Source organism: Pandoraea morbifera (genome assembly GCF_902459575.1).
Taxonomy (GTDB): Bacteria; Pseudomonadota; Gammaproteobacteria; order Burkholderiales; family Burkholderiaceae; genus Pandoraea; species Pandoraea morbifera.
This window is the reverse complement of sequence record NZ_CABPSD010000023.1, coordinates 25,171-45,919: the sequence shown is the minus strand read 5'-3', so window position 1 is coordinate 45,919 and position 20,749 is coordinate 25,171. Positions and strand designations below refer to the sequence as shown.

The following is a 20,749-nucleotide window of genomic DNA, read 5'->3' as shown; positions in this document are numbered from 1 at the left end:
GACGAGTCGGCCCCGCTAAGGTTCCACAACACGTTACCGCTCGTCGATGACACCCTCCAAAAGTGAACTGATTTATGCCCGGGCGGCTCCAATCGCCGTAAAATTGCGCGTCGACGCACCGCCCCCATCCTCCCGGGCGATTCGGGGGGCGCCACGCGTTTGTCCTGCCCTGCCGGAGTGTCTCCTTGTTGTCGTTGATTAGCATCCTGCGCCGCACTGTCACGCCGACAGCCGACGGCGCCCGCGTCGTGCCCTCGTTCCAGGGATCGGCATCGCCGCAAGCCCTGCGTCGCACATCCATCGCCGCTCCGTCCCCGCGTGCCGCCCTGAGCGCCCTGGCCATGGCCGCCATGCTGGCGGGCTGTGCAAGCGCGCCGTCGGTCGACTCGCAGGGCAACGCGCCTGGCACGCCGCAGGTGGCGCAAGTGCCCACGTCGCCGACGACCCCGGCGACGCCGCCCAAAGTCGTCCGCCCGCTCAAGATCGGACTGGCGCTTGGCGGAGGCGCCGCACGCGGCTTCGCGCATGTCGGCGTCATCAAGGCCCTCGAAGCGCGCGGCATCCACGCGGACATCGTCGTCGGCACCAGTGCCGGCAGCGTGGTCGGCGCCATGTATGCGTCGGGCCTGAACGGCTTCCAGCTCAACCGACTCGCATCGACCATGGACGAAGCGTCGATCAGCGACTGGACGATGCCGTTCCGTTCGCGCGGCATGCTGCGCGGCGAAGCGCTGCAGTCATACGTCAACAAGGTTCTCAAGGATCGCCCGATCGAGCAGATGCCGCGCCAGTTGGGCATCGTGGCGACCGATCTGCAAAGCGGCGCACCGATTCTGTTCCGTCGCGGCAATACCGGCCAGGCAGTGCGGGCGTCGAGCAGCGTGCCCGGCGTGTTCGAGCCGGTGCACATCGGCACGCGCGACTATGTCGATGGGGGCCTCGTCGCTCCTGTTCCGGCGGAATATGCGCGCCAGATGGGCGCCGACTTCGTGATCGCCGTCGACATCTCGGCAAATCCGACGGCGCAGGCGACACAGGGGCAGTTCGACATCCTGATGCAAACGTTTACGATCATGGGACAGTCGATCAAGCAGTACGAGCTGGAAAAGAATGCCGACATCGTGATTCGTCCATCGCTCGCAAAAATGGGCGCATCGGACTTCCAGGGCCGCAACCGCGCGATTCTGGCGGGCGAGGAAGCCGTTGCGAAGCAGTGGCCGCAAATCCAGCGCAAGCTCGCCGAAGCGCAGTCGGACGCGACGCGCGGCATGCCGCAGGCCTCTCGTTGAGCGTTTCGACTCGGGGTTGCGATGCGCGGGCGGTCCCGCGCAAGATCCAGACGCAATCAGGGACGTCCCAATGAAGAATGCCGCCCAAGGGCGGCATTCTTCATGTCTGCGGCAAACGCCGGAAAACTTACATCGGGTGATCGTTCTTGAACAGCTGCTCGACGCGCGTCAGTTCGGCGCTGGCCTTGAGCGTTTCGACGCGACGCGCACCGTTGTAGCGTGCCGACCAGTACGACTCGCGCAGATCTTCCACACGAATCTTGCCGCCGGTAGCCGGGGCATGCACGAACTTGTCGCCGCCAATGTAGATGCCGACGTGCGAGAAGCTGCGACGCATCGTATTGAAGAACACCAGATCGCCCGGCTTCAGGTCGGTCTTGGCGATACGCTCGCCGACCTGACTCATTTCTTCTGAGCGGCGCGGCAGCATGAAGTTGAGCGTGTCCTGAAACACGTAACGCACAAAGCCACTGCAATCCAGACCGCTGTCGGGCGTGTTGCCGCCGTACTTGTAACGAACGCCGATGTAGTTCAACGCGCCGAGCACGACTTCCGACGCCTTGTCGGTCACGTTCGAGAGCAGCTTCTGCGCCCGTTGCACACGCGACTCCTCGACGACCGCCTGCGGGGCATCGGACACCGCCGTGGCGATGTTGGTCGAAGCATTCTGGGAAGTTGCGATGCCTGCGCTATTGCCGGACTTTGCGGCCTTGGCCGCCTGAATGGCTTCGGCGGCAGCGCGTGCGGCGGGTGAGGGACCGTTGTTGTAGTCGTCTGCCTTCGCCGTCAACGAGGCGGTGACGAGGCCGGCAGCAGTGAACGCGAGAAGGAGAGTCTTGCGGGTGCGCTTGGGAATCGTCTGCATTGGTCGCCGGGTTGGTTGAGTCGGATGGCCGATGAGTAGCTCGTCAGAGACAACAGGAAACTGTCGTGTTGAAACCCTTCGAGTTACGCCCGGCAGCTTTACCGCCGAACCTGTCGCCTGCAATGACCTTGTTAACTCGTTGAATATTCAACTTAATTGGTACGCGATAGTAATGTGAACGTCACATGATGTCAAAAGGTAATAGAAAAAAACAATCAGCACAATCGGAAAATTTTCATTACCAATCAAGCCCTTGTGATTTAGCCGATGTTCCGCGACGTTACGTGGTCTTTCATGCCGGCGTCATGAACCTACAGCATGGCCGCCGCCACCAGTTCCCGGGTGTAATCGTTGCGCGGATCAAAAAATACCGATTCCGTATCCCCCTGCTCCACCAGACGGCCATCGCGGAACACCAGAACGCGGTGCGCCATCGCGCGCATGACCGCCAGATCGTGACTGATGAAAAGGTAGCTCAGGTTGTACTTGATCTGCAGTTGCGCGAGCAAATGAAGCACTTGCTGCTGGATCGACACATCGAGCGCGCTGGTCGGCTCGTCGAGCACGAGAATCTGCGGGTCGACCACGAGCGCCCGCGCAATCGCGATCCGTTGCCGCTGCCCGCCGGAAAACTCGTGCGGATAGCGTGACATCGCTCGCGCGTCGATGCCCACCTCGCGCAGCACGTCGGCGACGCGCGCGCGCCGCTCGTCTTCCGTCAATTGCGGACGATGCAACGCCAGCCCTTCGCCGACGATTTCCTCGATCGTCATGCGCGGCGAGAGCGAACCGAACGGGTCCTGAAACACGATTTGCATCTGGGAGCGCAACTTGCGCTGCGCGGCCCCGCGATACGACGACAGCGGCTCGCCGTGAAACACGATCTCCCCTTCGCTCGCGCGCTGCAGGCCGAGCAGCGCCATGGCGAGCGTCGACTTGCCGGAGCCGGACTCGCCAACCACGCCCAGCGTCTCGCCCTGACGCAACGCGAGATCGACAGGGTGAACGGCGCGAAAGCGTCCGCGCCGGAACCAGCCGCGCAGACCGGGCTGCGACGTGGCGTAATCCACGGCGACGCCCTTCGCTTCGAGCAATACCGGCGCGATCGGCAGCACCGGATGAATCTCGCGCTGCGGACGGCTGTCGATCAGCTTGCGGGTGTAGGGATGCTGCGGATGGGTGAAAAGCGTCTCGGTGTCGGCACATTCCACGAGCACGCCCTTCTCCATCACGGCCACGCGTTGCGCGAAGCGTCGCACGAGATTGAGATCGTGCGTGATCAGCAGTACGGCCATGCCGCGCTTCTGCGCCGCATCGCGCTGGAGCTCCAGCAGCAATTCGATGATCTGGGCACGAATGGTGACGTCGAGCGCGGTGGTCGGTTCGTCGGCCAGCAGCAGCTTCGGACGGCAGGCGAGCGCCATGGCGATCATCGCACGCTGGCGCTGCCCGCCCGAGAGTTCGTGCGGGAAGTGCGACACGCGACGCTCCGGCTCGGGAATGCCCGTGCGCCGCAGCAGTTCGATGGCGCGCGCCTTCGCTTCCTTCGGCGACAGCCCTTCGTGCAGTTCGAGCGCTTCCGCGATCTGCTCCCCGATCGGATAGAGCGGATTGAGCGCAGTCATCGGCTCCTGGAAAATCATGGCGATATCGTTGCCACGCATGCCGCGCATCGCACGCTCACTTACCGACGCCAGGTCCACGCCGTCGAGCTGTATGCGCCCCTGAACCTGCGCGTCCTGAAGCAGACGCAGGATCGCCAGCGCGGTCACGCTCTTGCCCGATCCCGACTCGCCGACCAATGCCACACGCTCGCCGCGCGCAATCGCCAGGCTCACGTCCTTGACCGCCTCGGTGTCGCCAAAGCGCACCGACAGATTTTCGATACTGAGCAGTGGTGTGGTCACATCGCCCTCCCGGCCGCGGCCTGCTTGTCGGCCATGCGCGTGTCGAGCGCATTGCGCAGGGCGTCGCCCATGAACGTGAGCAACAACAACGTGAGCACCAGCACGACGAAGGTCGCGAGCGAAATCCACCACGCGTCGAGATTCGCCTTGCCCTGATTGAGCAATTCGCCCAGGCTGGGCGTCGGCGGCGGCACGCCAAGTCCAAGAAAGTCGAGACTGGTGAGCGAGAGAATCGCCCCGCTCATGCGGAACGGCAGGAATGTGATGACGGGCGTCATGCTGTTGGGCAGCACGTGACGCCGGATGATCTGCCAGTTCGAGAGGCCCATGGCGCGCGCCGCGCGCACGTAATCGAGCTGACGATTGCGCAGGAACTCGGCACGCACATAGTCCGACAGCCCGATCCAGCCGAACAGCGAGAGCAGCACGAACAACAGCCACAGATGCGGCTCGAAGATCGACGCAAAAATGATGAGCAGATACAGCTCCGGCAGCGAACCCCAGATCTCGATCAGTCGCTGCAACGTCAGGTCGATGCGCCCCCCGTAAAACCCCTGCACGGCGCCGGCCAGCATGCCGAGCAGCGTGCCGGAGATCGTCAGCGCCAGGGCGAAGATCACCGACAGGCGAAAGCCGTACAGCAGGCGAGCGAAGACGTCGCGACCGCGGTCGTCCGTGCCCAGCCAGTTCTCGGCCGACGGCGGCGCCGGGTTCGGTACCTTCGCGAAGTAGTTGATGGTGTCGTAGCTGTAGCGCACGGGCGGATAGATCGCGAAGTTGTCGCCCGCGCGAATGCGCGATTCGATGAACGGATCGAGATAGTCGGTCGGCGTCGGGAAGTCACCGCCGAAGGTCGACTCGGGATAAGTCTTCACCAGTGGGAAATACCAGTTTCCTTCGTAGCGCACGACCCAAGGCCGGTCGTTGGCGATGACCTCGGCAAAGAGGCTGATGCCGAACAGTACGACGAAGGCGACCAGGCTCCAGTAGCCCAGACGCTGCTGGCGAAAGCGTCGCCACACGCGCCATCGCGGCGAGCGCGAAGGCGATGTGGACGGCGAGGCAAAGGACGACGAACGAGGCGTTGGCGTGGTGGATCGGGTCACGTCAGTGCTCCAGTCGATCGAATTGAATACGCGGGTCGACCATCACGTAGCACAGGTCGGAAATGAGCTTGGTCACCAGACCGATGAGCGTGAAGAGATACAGCGAGCCGAGTACGACCGGATAATCGCGGCGCTGCACCGATTCGTAGGACAGACGGCCCAGGCCGTCGAGCGAGAACAGGGTTTCGATGAGCAGACTGCCCGCGAAGAACGCCCCGATGAACGCGGCCGGGAATCCGGTGATGAGCGGAATCAGGGCATTGCGAAACACATGCTTGAACAGCACCTTGCGCTCGGAGAGCCCCTTCGCGCGCGCAGTGAGTACGTATTGACGGCGGATCTCGTCGAGAAACGCGTTCTTCGTGAGCATCGTGATCACCGCGAAACTGCCCACGACCGACGCCGTCACCGGCAGCGTGATATGCCAGAGGTAATCGGTGATCTTCGCGGGCCACGACAAGTCGCTCCAGTTGTCGGACACCAGCTCTCGCAGCGGGAACAACTGCCAGAACGTACCGCCGCCGAAGAGCACCAGCAGCAGCACGCCGAGCACGAAACCAGGAATGGCGTAGCCCACGAGCACGACCATGCTGGTGAGCGTATCGAAGCGGGACCCGTTGCGCACCGCCTTGGCGATGCCCAACGGCACCGATATCAGATAAGTCAGGAAAAACGTCCACAGCCCGAGCGAAATCGACACCGGCAGCTTGGAGACGATCAGCGACCACACGCTCTGGTGGTGAAAGTAGCTCTGTCCGAGATCGAATCTGGCGAAGCGCTTCAGCATCAGCCAGTAACGCTGCGCCGGCGTCTTGTCGAAGCCGTACAGGGCCTTGATCTGCGCGAGTTGCTGCGGGTCGATGCCGCGACGTCCGCGATACTCGCTGCCGCCCCCGCCGCTCGCTTCCCCGCCGCCGCCGGCGCGCCCCTTAAGCTCGAGCATGACCTGCTCGACCGGCCCGCCCGGCACGAATTGAATGACCACGAAGGTCAGCGTGATCACGCCGAGCAGCGTCGGAATCATGATCAGCAATCGTTTGAGGATGTAAGACCACATGACTGGGGGACGGCTCCTATCGGTGTCTGAAGCGCGACGAACGCTATTGGGCGGTGCCGGACGCGGCGGCAGGCGGTGCCACCCGCCGCGGTCGATCCGTCGAGGGTGGCGTGCCGGACGCCGAAGCGTGGCCACGCTCCAGACGCGAGTCCCACCACATCGACACCAGCCAGCCTTCGGCGGTGAAGTACAGCGGCAACTTGTCCGGGAAGCGCAGATACTGCTTGTAGGCCATGCGATGCGTGGAAGAGAACCAGTGCGGCACGACGTAGTAGCCATGCATGAGCACGCGATCGAGCGCGCGCGCGGCGGCGACCAGATCGTCGTAGGTGCGCGCACGCACGAGTTCGCCGAGCAGCGTGTCGACGGCCGGATCCTTGAGCCCGATGACGTTGTCGGACCCCTCCACATCGGCCGAACGGCTGCCGAAACGGTCGAGCAGTTCGGTACCCGGAATCTGCGAGTCCGGATAACGCAGCGAAATCATGTCGAAGTCGAACGCCTCGAGGCGCTTCTGGTACAGCGCGAAATCGCTCGTCCGAAAGTTCAGCGTGATGCCGAGCTTCGCCAGGTTGCGCGCGTAGGCCGAGGCGACCGGCCCCATCGCCCCGCCGTCGTCGAGGAATTCGAACACGAACGGCTCGCCTTTCGCGTTGCGCAGCGCGCCGTCGCGATAGGTCCAGCCCGCCTGCGCCAGCAGCTCGCGCGCCTGGCGCAGGTTTTCGCGCAGGCTCGCGGGCGGTGCGGTCGTCGGCTGCACGACCATCGGCCCGAACACGGCCGGATCGAGCGACTTGCGCAACGGTTCGAGCAGCTTGCGTTCGGCCTCGCCCGGCATGCCGCGTGCCGCAAGATCGCTGTTGGTGAAATAGCTGTAGATGCGCTGGTACTGGTTGTAGAAGAGTTGACGGTTCAGCCACTGGAAGTCCAGTGCAAGATCCAGCGCGCGGCGCACACGCACGTCGCGGAACTTGTCGCGACGCGTGTTCAGGATGAAGCCCTGCATGCCGGCCGCATTGTGATGGGCGAACTCGCGCTTGACCAGTTCGCCGTCGCGAAAGCGCTTGCCCACGTAGCTGCGTACCCAACTGCGCGCGCGATATTCGGTCGTGGCGTCAAATTCGCCCGCCTTGAAGCCTTCGAGCCGCACGATATCGTCGGCATACATCTTGTAGACGATGCGCTCGAAGTTGTAGGTCCCGCGACGCACCGGAAGGTCGTTGCCCCAGTAGTTCGGGTCGCGGCGGAACGCAATGCGACGGCCGCCTTCGTACGACTCGATCAGATATGGACCGCTCGCGATCGGCGTCTCGAACGTGATGGCGTCGAAAGCCTTGCGCTTGCCGTCGGTTCCCACGCCCCACTTCGGCGAGAACACCGGCACCGACGCCGCGAGCAGCGGCAGGTCGGGACTCACGCGCCGAAAGTCGAAGCGCACCCGCCGATTGTCGATCACGGTCACACCCTTCACATCGGCAAGCATCACCTTGTAACCCGGCGCTGCCTGCGGGCTCATGAGGGTGTCGAACGAGTATTTGACGTCCTGGGCGGTCACCGGGTCGCCGTTGTTGAAGTGCGCCGCCCGATTGATGTGGAACGTGACCGACGCCCCGTCGGGCGCCACCGCGATATCGTCGGCCAGCAGACCATAGACGGTTGCCGGCTCGTCGGCGCTGCCAATGCCGAGCGTCTCGAACATCAGGCCCGACACGCCGGGCGGCGACGTGCCACGCAGCGTGAACGGATTGAATTTGTCGAAGCTCGTGCGCCGGTCCGGATTGGCCAGCGTGAGCGTGCCGCCGCGCGGCGCATCCGGATTGACGTAATCAAAGTGCGTGAACCCTTTCGGGTATTTCGGCTCGCCGTATTGCGCGATGGCGTACTTGGCGTGTGCCGCCGGCGCAAACCACAGGATCGCCAACGCGACGACGCCGACGACGGTCCCGGCAAAGCGGGGGGGGACGCGGACACCGGACGCGGTGAACGCAGCGCATGCGAAGGTCTGAACGCGTGACGCGACGGCGGTGCGGATCGCCACCATTCGCCTGACAAAACGCGAGGCGGCGAATGCGGCCTGCGTCGAGTGTGGATGCCGTGTGGTGCGCGCGTTCATGCGTCTCCTGTGTTTGTCGGCGAGCCCCCGCCTGCCGGGGCGCGGACGCATCCAGCCCCTCCCCTTTCGCCGGTCGAAATCGCTCGCGCCCCGGGCTCGCGCAGCTTTGCCGCATGAGACTTGGCGTCACGACCAGACCGCGCGACAATTGTACCCAAAAGCCCGGCGGTCGCCGCACTGAAAGACACATGCGCGCCGGACCGGTTCCCCCATCCGCGCCCTGGAGGCCGACGTTGCCAGCAACACGATCCCCCGTGCAAAACCCCAACCGTACCCTGCCCCGCTGGCTCGCGAAATTCTTCTTCCAGTGTGTCGAAGCGGCGCAGCGCCTGATTGCCCGGGGTTCGCTGGTCGGCGACAAACCTATCTTCGACAATGCGCAGTTCCCGTGGGTCGAAGCGATAGAAGCGCAGGCGCCGGCCATCGCCCGCGAACTCGAAGCAGTGCTCGCCACACCGGGCCGTCTGCCTGCGTTCCACGAAATCTCGCCCGATGTTGCCACCATCACGCAGGACCATCAGTGGCAGACCTTCGTGTTTCTCGGCTATGGCATGCGCGCCGAGCGCAACCTCGCGCGCTGCCCCGCCACCGCCGCAGCGCTCGACGGCATTCCGGGCCTGCGCACCGCTTTCTTCTCCATTCTCTCGCCGGGCAAACAGATTCCGCTGCATCGCGGCCCCTACAACGGCGTGTTGCGGCTGCATCTGGCGCTGAAGGTGCCGCGCGATCGGGAGCAGTGCTGGATCGAGGTCGACGGCCAGCGCTATGTATGGCAGGCCAATCGCGCCGTCGTCTTCGACGATGCCTACCCGCATCAGGTGCACAACGACACCGACGAAACGCGCGTCGTGCTGTTCGTCGATTTCGAGCGTCCCTGCAAGCCGCCCATTTCCTGGCTCAACCGGCTGCTCCTCGCGTTCGCCCCGCTCACGCCCGAGCTTCAGCAAGCCAAGGCGAATCACGAGAAGTGGGAGCGGGATTATTACTCGGCGCCCACCTCTGCCACCGCGGACCCCGACGGGCATGTCAGCGCGCCGGCGGCACCTCCCGATGCGGGCAATGCGCATCGTGCCGCGTCGGCGTCGGATGAGCGGGCCCACCACTGAGCATCGGCCCACCAAAAACGCCAGCGAAACTGAAGTGACCCGATAACGTTGGACGGGAAGGTTGTGCCGTCAGGGGCTGAGTGACGTGCCCCCGGAAACTGGACAGTTCAAAGCATCTCTGGCGTTTTTCGCTTTCCGCTCGGCGCTCCCCTTACGGCTGGCGCGCCGGATGCGCAAGCGGATCGTGCGCGGGCGGTGGCACGAAATTCGCGGCGAGCACGGCCACCAGCGCCGCCGCCATCATCGCGCCGATGCCCAGCGCCGCATCGCCGAAGTGCAGGTACGCCAACTTCATCGATTCGATTACCGCGACGGCCACGACGATGGTGATCATGCTGAGCATGCCGGCGACCGTGGCGCGGTTGGGGCTGTCCACCGCGAACAGCGACTGGCGATACACCACGCCGTAGCACATGCCCATGCCGAACGCGTGCAGTGTCGTGCCCACGAGCAGCGCCGGATAGCCCGGTGCGAGAATCGCGGTGCCAATGAGCGAGACAGCCGCGCCGATGAGCATCGCCGCCACGCCGGTGGCCAGCACGCGAGCGTTCGACCAGCGGCCGACCTGACGCGAGAGGAGCAGATTACCGAGAATCAAGGCCGCAAACACCGGCAACTGCAGCAGTGCGTATTGCATCTGCGACATTCCCGCACGCTCGATCAGGAACACCGGACCGAGCGCAATCCACGTGAGCAGCGGCGTCACCGCCAACCCCGTGAGCACCGCACCGCGCCAAAAGCGCGTGCTCGAGAGCGGCAGCTTGTAACCCTGCCACAACGAGCGGGCGTTGAGCGCGCTGCGATCGTGTCGCGAGAGTTCCGGCATCGTGCGGTACAAGCCGACGAACGACACCACGGCGACCAGCGCGATCAGCCAGAAGATGCTGCGCCACGACAGGTACGACACCACGGCGGCGCCTGCGAGCGGGCCGAACATCGGCGAGAGCAGCGAGACGTTCGCCATGAGCGCCATGACCCGCACGGCGGTCTTCTCTTCGAACGCCTCATGGACGGTCGGATAACCCACCGTCAGCACGAAACAGCAGCCCATGCCCTGGAGGAAGCGCAGCAGAATGAACTGGGACATGGTCTGCACGTAATGCATCGCCACACAGGCCGCGATGAACATGACCAACCCCGAGAGCAGCACTCGACGCCGCCCGAAGCGATCGGCCAGCGGACCCAGCAACCACTGCAGGCTGGCGTTGCCGAGCATGGCGGCCGTCAGGGCCAGCGTAATCATGTCTGCCGTCGCACCGAACTCCCGCGTGACCAGCGGCATGCCCGGCATGATCATGTCGTTCGAGACGTAGACGGCGAACTCGAAGAGCACCAGCGACAGGGGAAACCAGAATCGTGAGACAGGCTTTGCGAAGTGAGACACCTCGTTAAGGCTCCTTTGTGCGGCCACGGCGCGTGACAATGGCGCACGTAAAAAGACAACACCCCCGGCGCCTGCGAGGCACCGGGGGTGTCTGTTGCATCGACTATGCCGTATTCGTACGGCTTTCGATGGTTCAGACGTCCAACAGTTCAACCTCGAAGACCAGCGTGGCATTGGGCGGAATCACACCGCCGGCGCCGCGGGCGCCGTAACCGAGTTGCGGCGGAATGACCAGCTTGCGCTTGCCGCCGACCTTCATGCCCTGAACGCCTTCATCCCAGCCGCGAATGACCATGCCGCCGCCGAGCACGAAGTCGAACGGTTGGTTACGGTCCTTGCTGGAGTCGAATTTCGTGCCGTCGGTGAGCCATCCCGTGTAGTGCACGGAGACAGTCTTGCCTGCGACGGCTTCGGCGCCTTCGCCCACTTGCAGGTCGTCGTATTCCAGGCCGGAAGAGGTGGTGATGGTCGACATGTTGATCCTCGCTCGAAAGGCGGATGATGAGATGATACCGACGCGCGAGATATCGCCAACGCGCGAACTCGGGAAAGAAAAAACCCCCGGCTCTCCGCGAAGAGCCGGGGGTGTTCCGCCAAGGCGACTTGGCGGAGACGGAGGGATTCGAACCCTCGATCCAGGTTTTGGCCCAGATGCTCCCTTAGCAGGGGAGTGCCTTCGACCTCTCGGCCACGTCTCCCAAACTTGTCGTCACATCAGGGAGGTGATGTAACGAAGGCGTGATATTACCTACTGTTCGCGGTGTCGTCAAACATTATGCGCATCGAAATCCAACTTTTTTTGCGTACGTGTCATGCACTCGACACGTTCGGGGATTTTTCCGCGCATCACCCGCCACCGCGGCGCGCATTTCGCGCTTCGTGCCGCACACCTCACACAGTGATGCGGCACTCGCCGTCACAACGCCCGATCGCTTATGCCTGATCGAGCTCGAACGCCTTGTGCAGCGCGCGCACGGCCAGCTCCATGTACTTCTCGTCGATCAGCACCGAGATCTTGATTTCCGACGTCGAGATCAACTGGATGTTGATGCCCTCTTCCGACAGCGTGCGGAACGCCTTGCTGGCGATACCGACGTGCGAGCGCATGCCCACGCCAACGATCGAGACCTTCGAGACCTTCGGGTCACCCACCACTTCTGCCGCACCGATGTGACCCTGCACGTCGTTCTGCAGCAATGCCATGGCGCGCTGATAATCGCCGCGCGGCACCGTGAACGTGAAGTCGGTCTTCCCCTCGACGCTCAGGTTCTGGATGATCATGTCGACATCGATGTTCGCGTCGGCGATCGGGCCGAGGATCTGATAGGCGATGCCCGGGCGATCCGGCACGCCACGCACGGTGATCTTGGCCTCGTCGCGCTGGAATGCGATACCCGAGATGATGGCCTTTTCCATTTGTTCGTCTTCCTCAAAAGTAATCAGCGTGCCCGAGCGCGCTTCTTCGTCGAGCGCGATCATCGGATCGGTCAGGCTCGAGAGCACACGAGTCTTGACCTGGTACTTGCCGGCAAACTCCACCGAGCGGATCTGCAGCACCTTCGAGCCGAGGCTGGCCATTTCCAGCATCTCTTCGAAAGTGACCTTGTCCAGGCGGCGCGCTTCGTCCACCACGCGCGGATCGGTCGTGTACACGCCGTCGACGTCGGTATAGATCAGGCATTCGTCGGCCTTGAGCGCGGCCGCCACGGCCACGGCCGATGTATCGGAGCCGCCGCGACCGAGCGTGGTCACGTTGCCGTTCGGATCGATCCCCTGGAAGCCGGTGATGACCACCACCCGTCCGGCGTCGAGATCGGCCATCACGCGCTTGTCGTCGATTTCCGAAATGCGGGCCTTCGTGAAAGCGCTGTCGGTCTTGATCGGTACTTGCCAGCCGGCGTAGCTCACGGCATCGACGCCTGCTTCCTTGAGGGCAATCGCCAGTAGGCCAACGCTCACCTGCTCGCCGGTGGCGGCAATGGCGTCGAGCTCGCGCGGGTCGGGTTGGGCCGAAATCTCCTTGGCCAGACCCAGCAGACGATTGGTCTCGCCGGACATCGCCGACGGCACCACCACCATCTTGTGACCGGCCTTGTGCCACTTGGCCACGCGCTTGGCGACGTTCTTGATGCGCTCCACCGAGCCCATCGACGTGCCGCCGTATTTGTGTACGATCAGAGCCATAACATTGCTAACACATTGATTTAAAACCGTTTATGAATCCTGCGCGGATACCCTCGCCGGAGTATCGATGACGTTTCGATTCGCGAACTTTTGATTATCGCACGAATGTATCGCGCCTGAGGCAGTTTGGCGCAGATTGCACTGCGCACACCGCTGACAACCGCACATGGCGGCATATTGTGCTGAATTTCGCAGACGTTGCGGAATGTGATGCTCCCGCAACTGCGGCGCTCACGCCTCGTCGCGCCACGTCATTTGCCAGCGAGCACCGCCCTGCTCGCCCTGCGATCCGCCATCGATACCGAGGCGAGGCACGAAAAGGATCGCGTCGCCCTGCCAGACGATCGGCACGTTGCGCAACCACGCGGCGATGCCACGACTCTGATACCAGTGCTTCAGCGAACGCGAGTGCCCCCGCGCATGCTCGCGCCACCGCTCGCCGCCCGACCTCGCCCGCGCGACCAGCGGCGAGGCACGCAGCACATGCTCGTCGACGGTTCCGCCGGCGACGGCACCCGGGGTCGCGGGCGAAATCTGCGAATTCCGGGCAACCGGCGTGAAGACGACGCTTCCTTTCCACGCGGGCAGGCGCCACTCGCGCTCCCCCGCCCAGCGCAACGTCACGTCCGGCGCAATGACGTCGCGATTGGCGGCGTCGTAGATGGCCGTCCACTGCAACGCATCGCGATACAGACGCAATACGGCGTCGCCGTGCGGCAATTCGAGCGACGCGTCGGCGTGCGCGTCGCGAATCTGGCGTACCCACTCGTCGAGCCGCGCCTCCGGGGGCGTCGCCAGACCACGGCGCGCCGCCCAGAACCGCAACAGGTTGGCGAGCCTGGCGGCATCGAGCGTGCGCAGCCGGCTGCGCTGCAATCGTTCCGGTCCTTCGCCATGCGCATCGCACGGCACGCAAGCCATGTCGAAGTCGAGTTGCGCCAGTTGGTCGAGCAGTGTCTGCGCTTGTGCGGCATGGCGAGCGAATCGCGCGAGCGTCTCGCGATACGCGGGCACATGCCGGGCAATGGGGGGCACGACATCGTGGCGCAACGCGTTGCGCAGATACTGGCGATCCTCATTCGACGGATCCTCGACCCAGGACAGTGAGCGTGCCCTCGCGTACGCGTGCATCGTCTCGCGCGAGACATCGAGCAAAGGACGCAGCAACCGCGTGCGGGTCGCCTCGCGTGCGGCGCCCGGCAACGCCCCTTCCGCCGCCATCGCCGCCACCCCCGGCAAGCCGGCGCCGCGAAGCATCTGCAACAGGACCGTTTCCGCCTGATCGTTCGCGTGGTGCGCCGTGAGCAGCGCGTCGATGTCGTGCTCGCGGCAAGTCGCCGCAAGCGCTTCGTAACGCACGGCGCGTGCCGCGCCTTCGGTGCCCTGACGGGCGTCGCGCGGCACATCGACCCGATGCGACACGAAAGCGAAGCCGCGCAAACGCGCCTCGCGCTCGCATGTCGCGAGCCAGTCGTCGGCGTGGGGAGATAATCCGTGATGGATGTGGATGGCCAGCGGCTGCGTCACCGCGCCGTCGGCCTGACGTCGCGCGTGGATCCAGCGGGCGAGCGCATCGAGCAACACCATCGAGTCGAGCCCGCCGCTCAGGGCCAGCGCGAGACGCGGCGCGCCGAGCGTGGCGAGCGCAATACGCAACGCGACGTCCACATGCGCCACTGCCGCGTCGCATCGGGAGGATGCGAACGCGGCAGTGGATGAATCGTGATGCGGCATTGGATTCGGCGTCATCGCCACCACAGGCGACGACGCATCGGCCATCGAATTACTTCGCGCCGGCTTCCTTGAATTTGCCATAGGTCATCAAGCGCTCGAAGCGGCGCTCGAGCAACTCCTTGTGGCTCATACCCTGGAACTGACGCAGCGAGTCGGCCAGTGCGCGCTTGAGCATGCCGGCCATGCCGAGCGGATCGCGATGCGCGCCGCCGAGCGGCTCGTTGACGATCTTGTCGATCAGGCCAAGCGCCTTCAGGCGATGCGCCGTCAGGCCCAGCGCTTCCGCAGCCTCGGGGGCCTTGGCGGCACTCTTCCACAGAATGGAAGCGCAACCTTCGGGCGAGATGACCGAGTACGTCGAGAACTGCAACATCATGACCGTATCGGCAACGGCCACCGCCAGCGCGCCGCCCGAACCGCCCTCGCCGATGATCGTGGTGATGATCGGCGTCTTGAGTTCGGTCATCACATACAGGTTGCGACCGATGGCTTCCGACTGACCACGCTCTTCGGCGTCGATGCCCGGATAGGCCCCCGGTGTATCGACGAACGTGAAGATCGGCAGGCCGAACTTCTCGGCGAGCTTCATCAGGCGCATGGCCTTGCGATAGCCCTCCGGACGCGGCATGCCGAAATTGCGCATGGCGCGCTCTTTCGTGTCGCGCCCCTTCTGGTGACCGATCACCATGCAAGCCTGGCCATTGAAACGCGCCATGCCGCCCACGATCGCGTGATCGTCCGAGAACGCCCGGTCGCCATGCAGTTCGTGGAAGTCGGTAAAGATGTCGCGAATGTAGTCAAGCGTGTACGGACGCTGCGGGTGACGCGAAATTTGCGAAACCTGCCACGGCGACAGGTTCGTGTAGATGTCTTTGGTGAGCTGCTGGCTCTTCTTGGAGAGGCGCTCGATCTCTTCGGAAATATCGACGGCGGAGTCGTCTTGCACGAAGCGCAGCTCTTCAATCTTCGCTTCGAGCTCGGCGATCGGCTGTTCAAAATCCAAAAAGGTGTTCTTCATCAGGTTTCCCCGGAAATGCGGCAGCGTATTGTACCGCCGGCAACGTCTACCCGGTCGACATAGACAACTTTCATCGACCCGCGATCCGTAATAGACGCCAATAATAACTGGATGGAGCGGAATGGACGCGGATTATACGTCCTGAGCGAAACAATCAGTATTCGACCGGCACCGGCTCGAGACTTCGCCACATGTACCACGTAGCGACGGAGCGCCACGGCTCCCAGTTGGCGGCCACTTCACGCGCTTCGCTGCGCGTGACGGGTTCGCCGCTGAAATAGTTGACGCTGATGGCGTTGATGAGCCCCACGTCGTCGAGCGGAAGCACATCAGGGCGCATGAGGTTGAACATCAGAAACATCTCCGCCGTCCAGCGGCCGATGCCGCGAATGCCGGTCAATTCGGCGATGACGGCCTCGTCGTCCATGCTCGCCCAGGCGTCGACGTGCAGCGCGCCCGATTTGAAGTGCGTGGCCAGGTCGAGGATGTATTCGGCTTTGCGGCGCGACAGCCCGCACCCGGCAAGGGCGTCATGCCCGGCTTTCATGAACTGTGCCGGGGTGAGCTTCGGACAGACCGCCACCACGCGATCCCACACGGACTGCGCGGCCTTCACGGAAATCTGCTGACCGACGATGGAACGGGCCAGCGTGACGAACGGCTCGCCCCGCCCGGTCAGATGCGCGGGGCCGAACTGCGGAATCAACTTCTTGAGAATGCGGTCGCGCCGCATCAGATCGGCGCACGCCTGATCCCAGAAGTCGGGACGCGTCGCGCCCGGCGCGACGGGCAGCGGCACCACGCCGGTCACCGCCTCCTCGACGACATCGTGCTCGATGCGTTCGATTTCCGGCGTGACGATGCGCGTTTCGCCGTCGCGCTTGGCGATAACCCGGCGCGTGGTACCCGCACCGCTCGCCGCGCCCGGGGCACCGGATGCCGCAGGCGCCGCGCGGGACGTCTTCGACGCCACTTTCGACGCAACCTTCCGGGGCGTCTTCACGCCCGTCTTCGTCGGGGCCTTGACTGACTCGCTTGCCGACGCCTTCGCAGGCGTCCTGACAGGCGCCTTGGCAGGCACCTTCGCAGCCGGCTTCGGCTCGGCCTTCCGAGCGTCCTTGCGCGCGACCTTCGGTGCGACTTGCGGCGCCGCCTTGCGCACGTTGCCGGCCTTGGCCGCCGTGGCAGTCTTCCCTCCGGCCTTGGCCACGGCCGTCTTGCCGTCGGCCTTGGTCACGCCCCTGGCGGGAGCAGGTCGCGCCGACGCCGCCCTGGCGGGCTTCGTTGCGCCCCTTGCGGGAGATTGGGTCGCGGTCTTCGCGGCCACGGATTTACGAGTCACCATGAGTTTTGTCTCGATGCGCCGCGCTCAGGCACGACGCCATTCGGTGGCGCCTCCGGGACGATCTTCCAGCACGATACCTTCGGACAACAGCTCCGCACGAATACGATCGGCCTCGGCGAAATTGCGATCGCGCTTGGCTTGCGCGCGTGCTTCGATGCGCGCCTCGACGGACGCCCGCAGCGCATCGCCGCCACCGGCCGAATCCGCCCCCGTCGCGCCTTGCAGGAACGACTGCGGATCGCGCCCCAGCAGTCCCAGCGTGGCCGCCAGCCCCTGAAGCTGACGCACCAGCACCGGATCGCGCTGCCTGTTGATTTCGCCGGCGAGGTCGAACAGGACGGCGATGGCCACCGGTGTATTGAAGTCGTCGTTCATGGCCGCGGCGAAACGCTTTGCGAACGCCTCGTTCCAATCCAGCGGTGCGCCGTCGCTCACGGCATCCTTGAGCGCCGTGTACAACCGCGTGAGCCCGCCGCGCGCGTCGTCGAGGTGCGCGTCGCTGTAGTTGAGCGGGCTGCGATACTGGGCGCGAAGAATGAAGAAGCGCACGACTTCGGCATCGAACTTCTCAAGCACCTCACGGATCGTGAAGAAATTGCCGAGCGACTTGGACATCTTCTCGTTGTCCACGCGCACGAAGCCGTTGTGCAGCCAGTAATTCACGAACGTCTCGCCCGTCGCACCTTCGCTCTGCGCGATTTCATTCTCATGGTGCGGGAACTGGAGATCGGCGCCGCCGCCGTGAATGTCAAAGTGATGGCCCAGCAGCTGGCAGCTCATCGCCGAGCATTCGATGTGCCAGCCGGGACGGCCCGCGCCCCACGGCGATGCCCACTTGGACTCCTCGGGCTCGCTATCCTTCGCGCGCTTCCACAGCACGAAATCGAGCGGATCCTGCTTAGACGCATTGGCCGCCACGCGCTCGCCCGCACGCAGGTCCTCGATCGACTTGCCGGACAGTTGCCCGTAGCCGGCGAACTTGCGAACCGCATAGTTCACGTCGCCGTCGTCGGCCTGATAGGCGTACCCGTTGCGCTGCAGCGCGCCGATCATGTCCACCATCTGGGGAATGAAGTCGGTCGCGCGCGGCTCGTGATCGGGGCGCTGCACACCGAGCGCGTCGGCGTCTTCATGCATGGCGGCGATGAACCGCGTGGTGAGTTCGCGCAGCGTCTCGCCGTTCTCGACGGCACGCTTGATGATCTTGTCGTCGATGTCGGTGATGTTGCGCACATAGGTCACCCGATACCCGAGCGTGCGCAGCCAGCGCTGCACCATGTCGAACACCACCATCACGCGCGCATGACCAACGTGACAGTAGTCGTACACCGTCATGCCGCAGACATACATGCGGACTTCGCCGGGAACAAGAGGTACGAACGGCTGTTTGTCTCGCGCGAGCGAGTTGTAGACGCGGAGTGAATCCATAGATAAGCGCTTGACCATCGTCGCGGCGGGCGCCAGCAGCGCCGGACGCTGCGACGATGTCGGGCGCATCGCCACATGCCGTGACGGGAGCGACATCGCGAGGCGGGCTGCGCGCCGTGCGGTAGAAAAAACGAACCTGCGAACCGAATCCGCCGCCACTTCCGGAAAGACTGGGAGAAATGGCGCGGGACGAGCGCAGGTGTTTTGTTAGAATGCGGCCGAGTATAGCATCTCTTGCGCACCTCTCAGGTATCCCAAGCACCCACTATGACGCAACGAAGCCGGTCACTTTTGCCCCCCGCAACGCGCCTTCTCTCCCGCCTTCGCCCGGCCGCGACGACCGCGCGAAGCGCCCATGCCCTGACGCTCGCGGGCGCCGCCCTGGGTCTGGCGGGCGTGTTGTTCGCGCTGCCCGCCGGTGCGCAGGCCATCATCGATCCGCCGCCGCCCGCGCCGCTGCAAACCCCGCAGCAGGCCAGCGAGTCGGCCATCAACAAGCTGGTCGACGCCGGCAAGTTCAACGACGCCCTGACCAAGATCGACGAGCATCTGAAGCAGTACCCGCGCGACGCGCAGGTGCGCTTCACGCGCGGCCGCGTGCTCATGGAAATGGGCCGTAACGCGGAAGCCATCGACGACTTCACCGCCCTCACCCAGGACTTCCCGGAACTTCCCGAGCCGTATAACAACCTCGCGGCGCTGTATGCGCAGGCAGGCGAGTACGACAAGGCGCGCGCCGCGCTGGAGAACGCGATCCGCAACAATCCGAGCTTCGCCGTGGCCTACGCCAACCTGGGCGACATCTACGCCAAGCTCGCGCAACAGGCTTATCAGAAATCGCTCAAGCTCGCGCCCACGGCGCGCGTGTCGAGCCGCGAGAAGCTGCTCTCCGATATGCTTGCGCCGCAACGTGCCAAACCGGTCAGCCAGGCCCCCGCGCCGGCGAAATCGGGCGAGGCCGGCGCACTCAAAAACATCGGCAAGTCGGGAAATTGAGAACCCGGCGCCCGCCGGCGAATCGAACCGAACCCGATCGCCCTTTCCTCGCAACGGAGACTCTCATGTCCTTTCCGAATCGCCTGCGTCGCGCGCTGCTCGGCAGCGCCGGCACCTTCATCGCCGCCGCCGCCCTGTCGAGTGTGAGCGTGAGCGTGATGGCACAGAATGTGCAGCCGCAGGTACTGTTCAAGACATCTGCCGGCAATTTCGTGGTCGAAGTCAATCCGAAGGCCGCCCCGAAGACCGTCGACAACTTCCTGCAATACGTCAACAGCGGCTTCTACAACGGCACGATCTTTCACCGCGTGATCAACAACTTCATGATCCAGGGCGGCGGCTTCACGCCCGACATGCAGCAAAAGCCCACGCGCGACCCCGTGCCGATCGAATCGAAGAACGGTCTGAAGAATCTGACGGGCACCATCGCCATGGCGCGCACGTCCGATCCGAATTCCGCGACCGCGCAATTCTTCATCAATGTGAAGGATAATGCGTCACTGGATTACCCGAACCCCGACGGATATGGCTATACCGTATTCGGCAAGGTGGTGTCCGGCATGGATACCGTCGAGAAAATCAAGGGTGTTGCCACGACCCGCAAGGGCATGTACGCAGACGTGCCGGCCACGCCGGTCGTGATCGAATCGGCCAGCGTCGTCAAACGCTGAAATCCTCCGGCCCACAGGGACCATTTCTTCAGAAGGAAAGCATCATGGTTGAACTGCAAACGAATCACGGCGTCATTCGCATCGAGCTCGACGCCGCCAAGGCGCCGAAGACGGTCGAGAACTTCCTGAACTACGTCAAGAAGGGCTTCTACGACAACACGGTGTTCCACCGCGTGATCAACGGCTTCATGATCCAGGGCGGCGGCTTCGAGCCGGGCATGAAGCAAAAGCAGACCGACGCGCCGATCGAGAACGAAGCCAACAACGGCCTGAAGAACGACAAGTACACGCTGGCCATGGCCCGCACGAACGATCCGCACTCGGCCACGGCGCAGTTCTTCATCAACGTGAACGACAACGACTTCCTGAATCACAGCTCGCCCACGCCGCAAGGCTGGGGCTACGCCGTGTTCGGCAAGGTCATCGAAGGCCAGGAGATCGTCGACCAGATCAAGGTCGTGCAGACCGGCTCGAAGGGCTTTCACCAGGACGTGCCGGTCGAGGACGTCATCATCGAGAAGGCCGTGATCGTCGCGTAAGCCACCC

Annotated in this window: 17 protein-coding genes and 1 tRNA gene; 5 read left to right on the top strand and 13 right to left on the bottom strand. The window is 64.0% G+C overall.

From position 1 onward, the window contains the following. Window positions 1-185 precede the first annotated feature (185 nt). Entirely contained in the window at window positions 186-1,289 is a 1,104-nt protein-coding gene (locus PMO31116_RS22875) for a patatin-like phospholipase family protein (protein ID WP_425494824.1), read from the top strand. Window positions 1,290-1,416: 127 nt separating this feature from the next. Here PMO31116_RS22875 and PMO31116_RS22870 read toward each other — a convergent pair whose 3' ends face one another. From PMO31116_RS22870 to PMO31116_RS22850, 5 genes are all read right to left on the bottom strand, one after another. Further along, window positions 1,417-2,154 (bottom strand): C40 family peptidase, encoded by a 738-nt coding sequence (locus tag PMO31116_RS22870; protein WP_150568709.1) that lies wholly within the window; start codon window positions 2,152-2,154, stop codon window positions 1,417-1,419. A 311-nt stretch (window positions 2,155-2,465) separates the two neighbouring features. Beyond that, the gene (locus tag PMO31116_RS22865; protein ID WP_150568708.1) at window positions 2,466-4,061 is read right to left on the bottom strand and encodes an ABC transporter ATP-binding protein; all 1,596 of its coding nucleotides are present in this window, start codon (window positions 4,059-4,061) and stop codon (window positions 2,466-2,468) included. After that, the gene (locus PMO31116_RS22860; RefSeq protein ID WP_150568707.1) at window positions 4,058-5,167 is read right to left on the bottom strand and encodes an ABC transporter permease; all 1,110 of its coding nucleotides are present in this window, start codon (window positions 5,165-5,167) and stop codon (window positions 4,058-4,060) included. Before PMO31116_RS22860 ends, PMO31116_RS22865 begins: the two co-directional genes overlap by 4 nt. A 1-nt stretch (window position 5,168) precedes the next feature. Then, entirely contained in the window at window positions 5,169-6,224 is a 1,056-nt protein-coding gene (locus PMO31116_RS22855; RefSeq protein ID WP_150568706.1) for a microcin C ABC transporter permease YejB, read from the bottom strand. A gap of 43 nt (window positions 6,225-6,267) precedes the next feature. Further along, entirely contained in the window at window positions 6,268-8,337 is a 2,070-nt protein-coding gene (locus PMO31116_RS22850) for an extracellular solute-binding protein (protein WP_150568705.1), read from the bottom strand. A gap of 254 nt (window positions 8,338-8,591) precedes the next feature. On the opposite strand from PMO31116_RS22850, the gene PMO31116_RS22845 reads away from it, so the two are divergent. Continuing rightward, the gene (locus tag PMO31116_RS22845) at window positions 8,592-9,443 is read left to right on the top strand and encodes an aspartyl/asparaginyl beta-hydroxylase domain-containing protein (protein WP_246185449.1); all 852 of its coding nucleotides are present in this window, start codon (window positions 8,592-8,594) and stop codon (window positions 9,441-9,443) included. Between the two features lie 151 nt (window positions 9,444-9,594). Here PMO31116_RS22845 and PMO31116_RS22840 read toward each other — a convergent pair whose 3' ends face one another. The 8 genes from PMO31116_RS22840 to cysS form a co-directional block, all read right to left on the bottom strand. After that, on the bottom strand, window positions 9,595-10,827 hold the full coding sequence (locus tag PMO31116_RS22840; protein WP_174971740.1) for an MFS transporter: 1,233 nt from the start codon (window positions 10,825-10,827) through the stop codon (window positions 9,595-9,597). 133 nt (window positions 10,828-10,960) lie between these two features. Continuing rightward, entirely contained in the window at window positions 10,961-11,302 is a 342-nt protein-coding gene (locus PMO31116_RS22835) for an FKBP-type peptidyl-prolyl cis-trans isomerase (RefSeq protein WP_023596566.1), read from the bottom strand. 129 nt (window positions 11,303-11,431) lie between these two features. After that, window positions 11,432-11,525 (bottom strand) — tRNA-Ser (locus PMO31116_RS22830). A gap of 235 nt (window positions 11,526-11,760) precedes the next feature. Further along, window positions 11,761-13,011 carry an aspartate kinase gene (locus PMO31116_RS22825; RefSeq protein ID WP_150568703.1) on the bottom strand — a complete coding sequence of 417 codons (1,251 nt, stop codon included), beginning with the start codon at window positions 13,009-13,011 and terminating at the stop codon, window positions 11,761-11,763. A gap of 231 nt (window positions 13,012-13,242) precedes the next feature. Continuing rightward, on the bottom strand, window positions 13,243-14,790 hold the full coding sequence (gene tilS, locus PMO31116_RS22820) for a tRNA lysidine(34) synthetase TilS (RefSeq protein WP_174971738.1): 1,548 nt from the start codon (window positions 14,788-14,790) through the stop codon (window positions 13,243-13,245). 4 nt (window positions 14,791-14,794) lie between these two features. Further along, window positions 14,795-15,763 (bottom strand): acetyl-CoA carboxylase carboxyltransferase subunit alpha, encoded by a 969-nt coding sequence (locus PMO31116_RS22815; protein WP_150568701.1) that lies wholly within the window; start codon window positions 15,761-15,763, stop codon window positions 14,795-14,797. A gap of 154 nt (window positions 15,764-15,917) precedes the next feature. Then, window positions 15,918-16,973: a DNA-3-methyladenine glycosylase family protein gene (locus tag PMO31116_RS22810; protein WP_425494826.1), complete on the bottom strand. Its 1,056-nt coding sequence runs from the start codon at window positions 16,971-16,973 to the stop codon at window positions 15,918-15,920. Window positions 16,974-17,132: 159 nt separating this feature from the next. Next, on the bottom strand, window positions 17,133-18,536 hold the full coding sequence (gene cysS / locus PMO31116_RS22805) for a cysteine--tRNA ligase (RefSeq protein ID WP_150568699.1): 1,404 nt from the start codon (window positions 18,534-18,536) through the stop codon (window positions 17,133-17,135). A 267-nt stretch (window positions 18,537-18,803) separates the two neighbouring features. Between cysS and PMO31116_RS22800 the strand changes: the two genes are divergently transcribed. The 3 genes from PMO31116_RS22800 (at window position 18,804) to PMO31116_RS22790 (ending at window position 20,742) form a co-directional block, all read left to right on the top strand. Then, window positions 18,804-19,532: a tetratricopeptide repeat protein gene (locus tag PMO31116_RS22800; protein ID WP_150568698.1), complete on the top strand. Its 729-nt coding sequence runs from the start codon at window positions 18,804-18,806 to the stop codon at window positions 19,530-19,532. Between the two features lie 83 nt (window positions 19,533-19,615). Continuing rightward, window positions 19,616-20,203, top strand: coding sequence for a peptidylprolyl isomerase (locus PMO31116_RS22795; protein WP_425494825.1), 588 nt, complete (start codon window positions 19,616-19,618; stop codon window positions 20,201-20,203). A gap of 44 nt (window positions 20,204-20,247) precedes the next feature. Further along, window positions 20,248-20,742, top strand: a complete 495-nt coding sequence (locus PMO31116_RS22790; RefSeq protein ID WP_150568697.1) for a peptidylprolyl isomerase — start codon at window positions 20,248-20,250, stop codon at window positions 20,740-20,742. Window positions 20,743-20,749 lie beyond the last annotated feature (7 nt).

Excerpts from the sequence above, each read along its gene's own strand:
- PMO31116_RS22870 (WP_150568709.1), bottom strand. The coding sequence starts at position 2,154 with ATGCAGACGATTCCCAAGCGCACCCGCAAGACTCTCCTTCTCGCGTTC.
- PMO31116_RS22855 (WP_150568706.1), bottom strand. The coding sequence starts at position 6,224 with ATGTGGTCTTACATCCTCAAACGATTGCTGATCATGATTCCGACGCTG.
- PMO31116_RS22850 (WP_150568705.1), bottom strand. The coding sequence starts at position 8,337 with ATGAACGCGCGCACCACACGGCATCCACACTCGACGCAGGCCGCATTC.
- PMO31116_RS22835 (WP_023596566.1), bottom strand. The coding sequence starts at position 11,302 with ATGTCGACCATCACCACCTCTTCCGGCCTGGAATACGACGACCTGCAA.
- PMO31116_RS22825 (WP_150568703.1), bottom strand. The coding sequence starts at position 13,011 with ATGGCTCTGATCGTACACAAATACGGCGGCACGTCGATGGGCTCGGTG.
- tilS (WP_174971738.1), bottom strand. The coding sequence starts at position 14,790 with ATGGCCGATGCGTCGTCGCCTGTGGTGGCGATGACGCCGAATCCAATG.
- PMO31116_RS22815 (WP_150568701.1), bottom strand. The coding sequence starts at position 15,763 with ATGAAGAACACCTTTTTGGATTTTGAACAGCCGATCGCCGAGCTCGAA.
- cysS (WP_150568699.1), bottom strand. The coding sequence starts at position 18,536 with ATGGATTCACTCCGCGTCTACAACTCGCTCGCGCGAGACAAACAGCCG.
- PMO31116_RS22800 (WP_150568698.1), top strand. The coding sequence starts at position 18,804 with ATGACGCAACGAAGCCGGTCACTTTTGCCCCCCGCAACGCGCCTTCTC.
- PMO31116_RS22790 (WP_150568697.1), top strand. The coding sequence starts at position 20,248 with ATGGTTGAACTGCAAACGAATCACGGCGTCATTCGCATCGAGCTCGAC.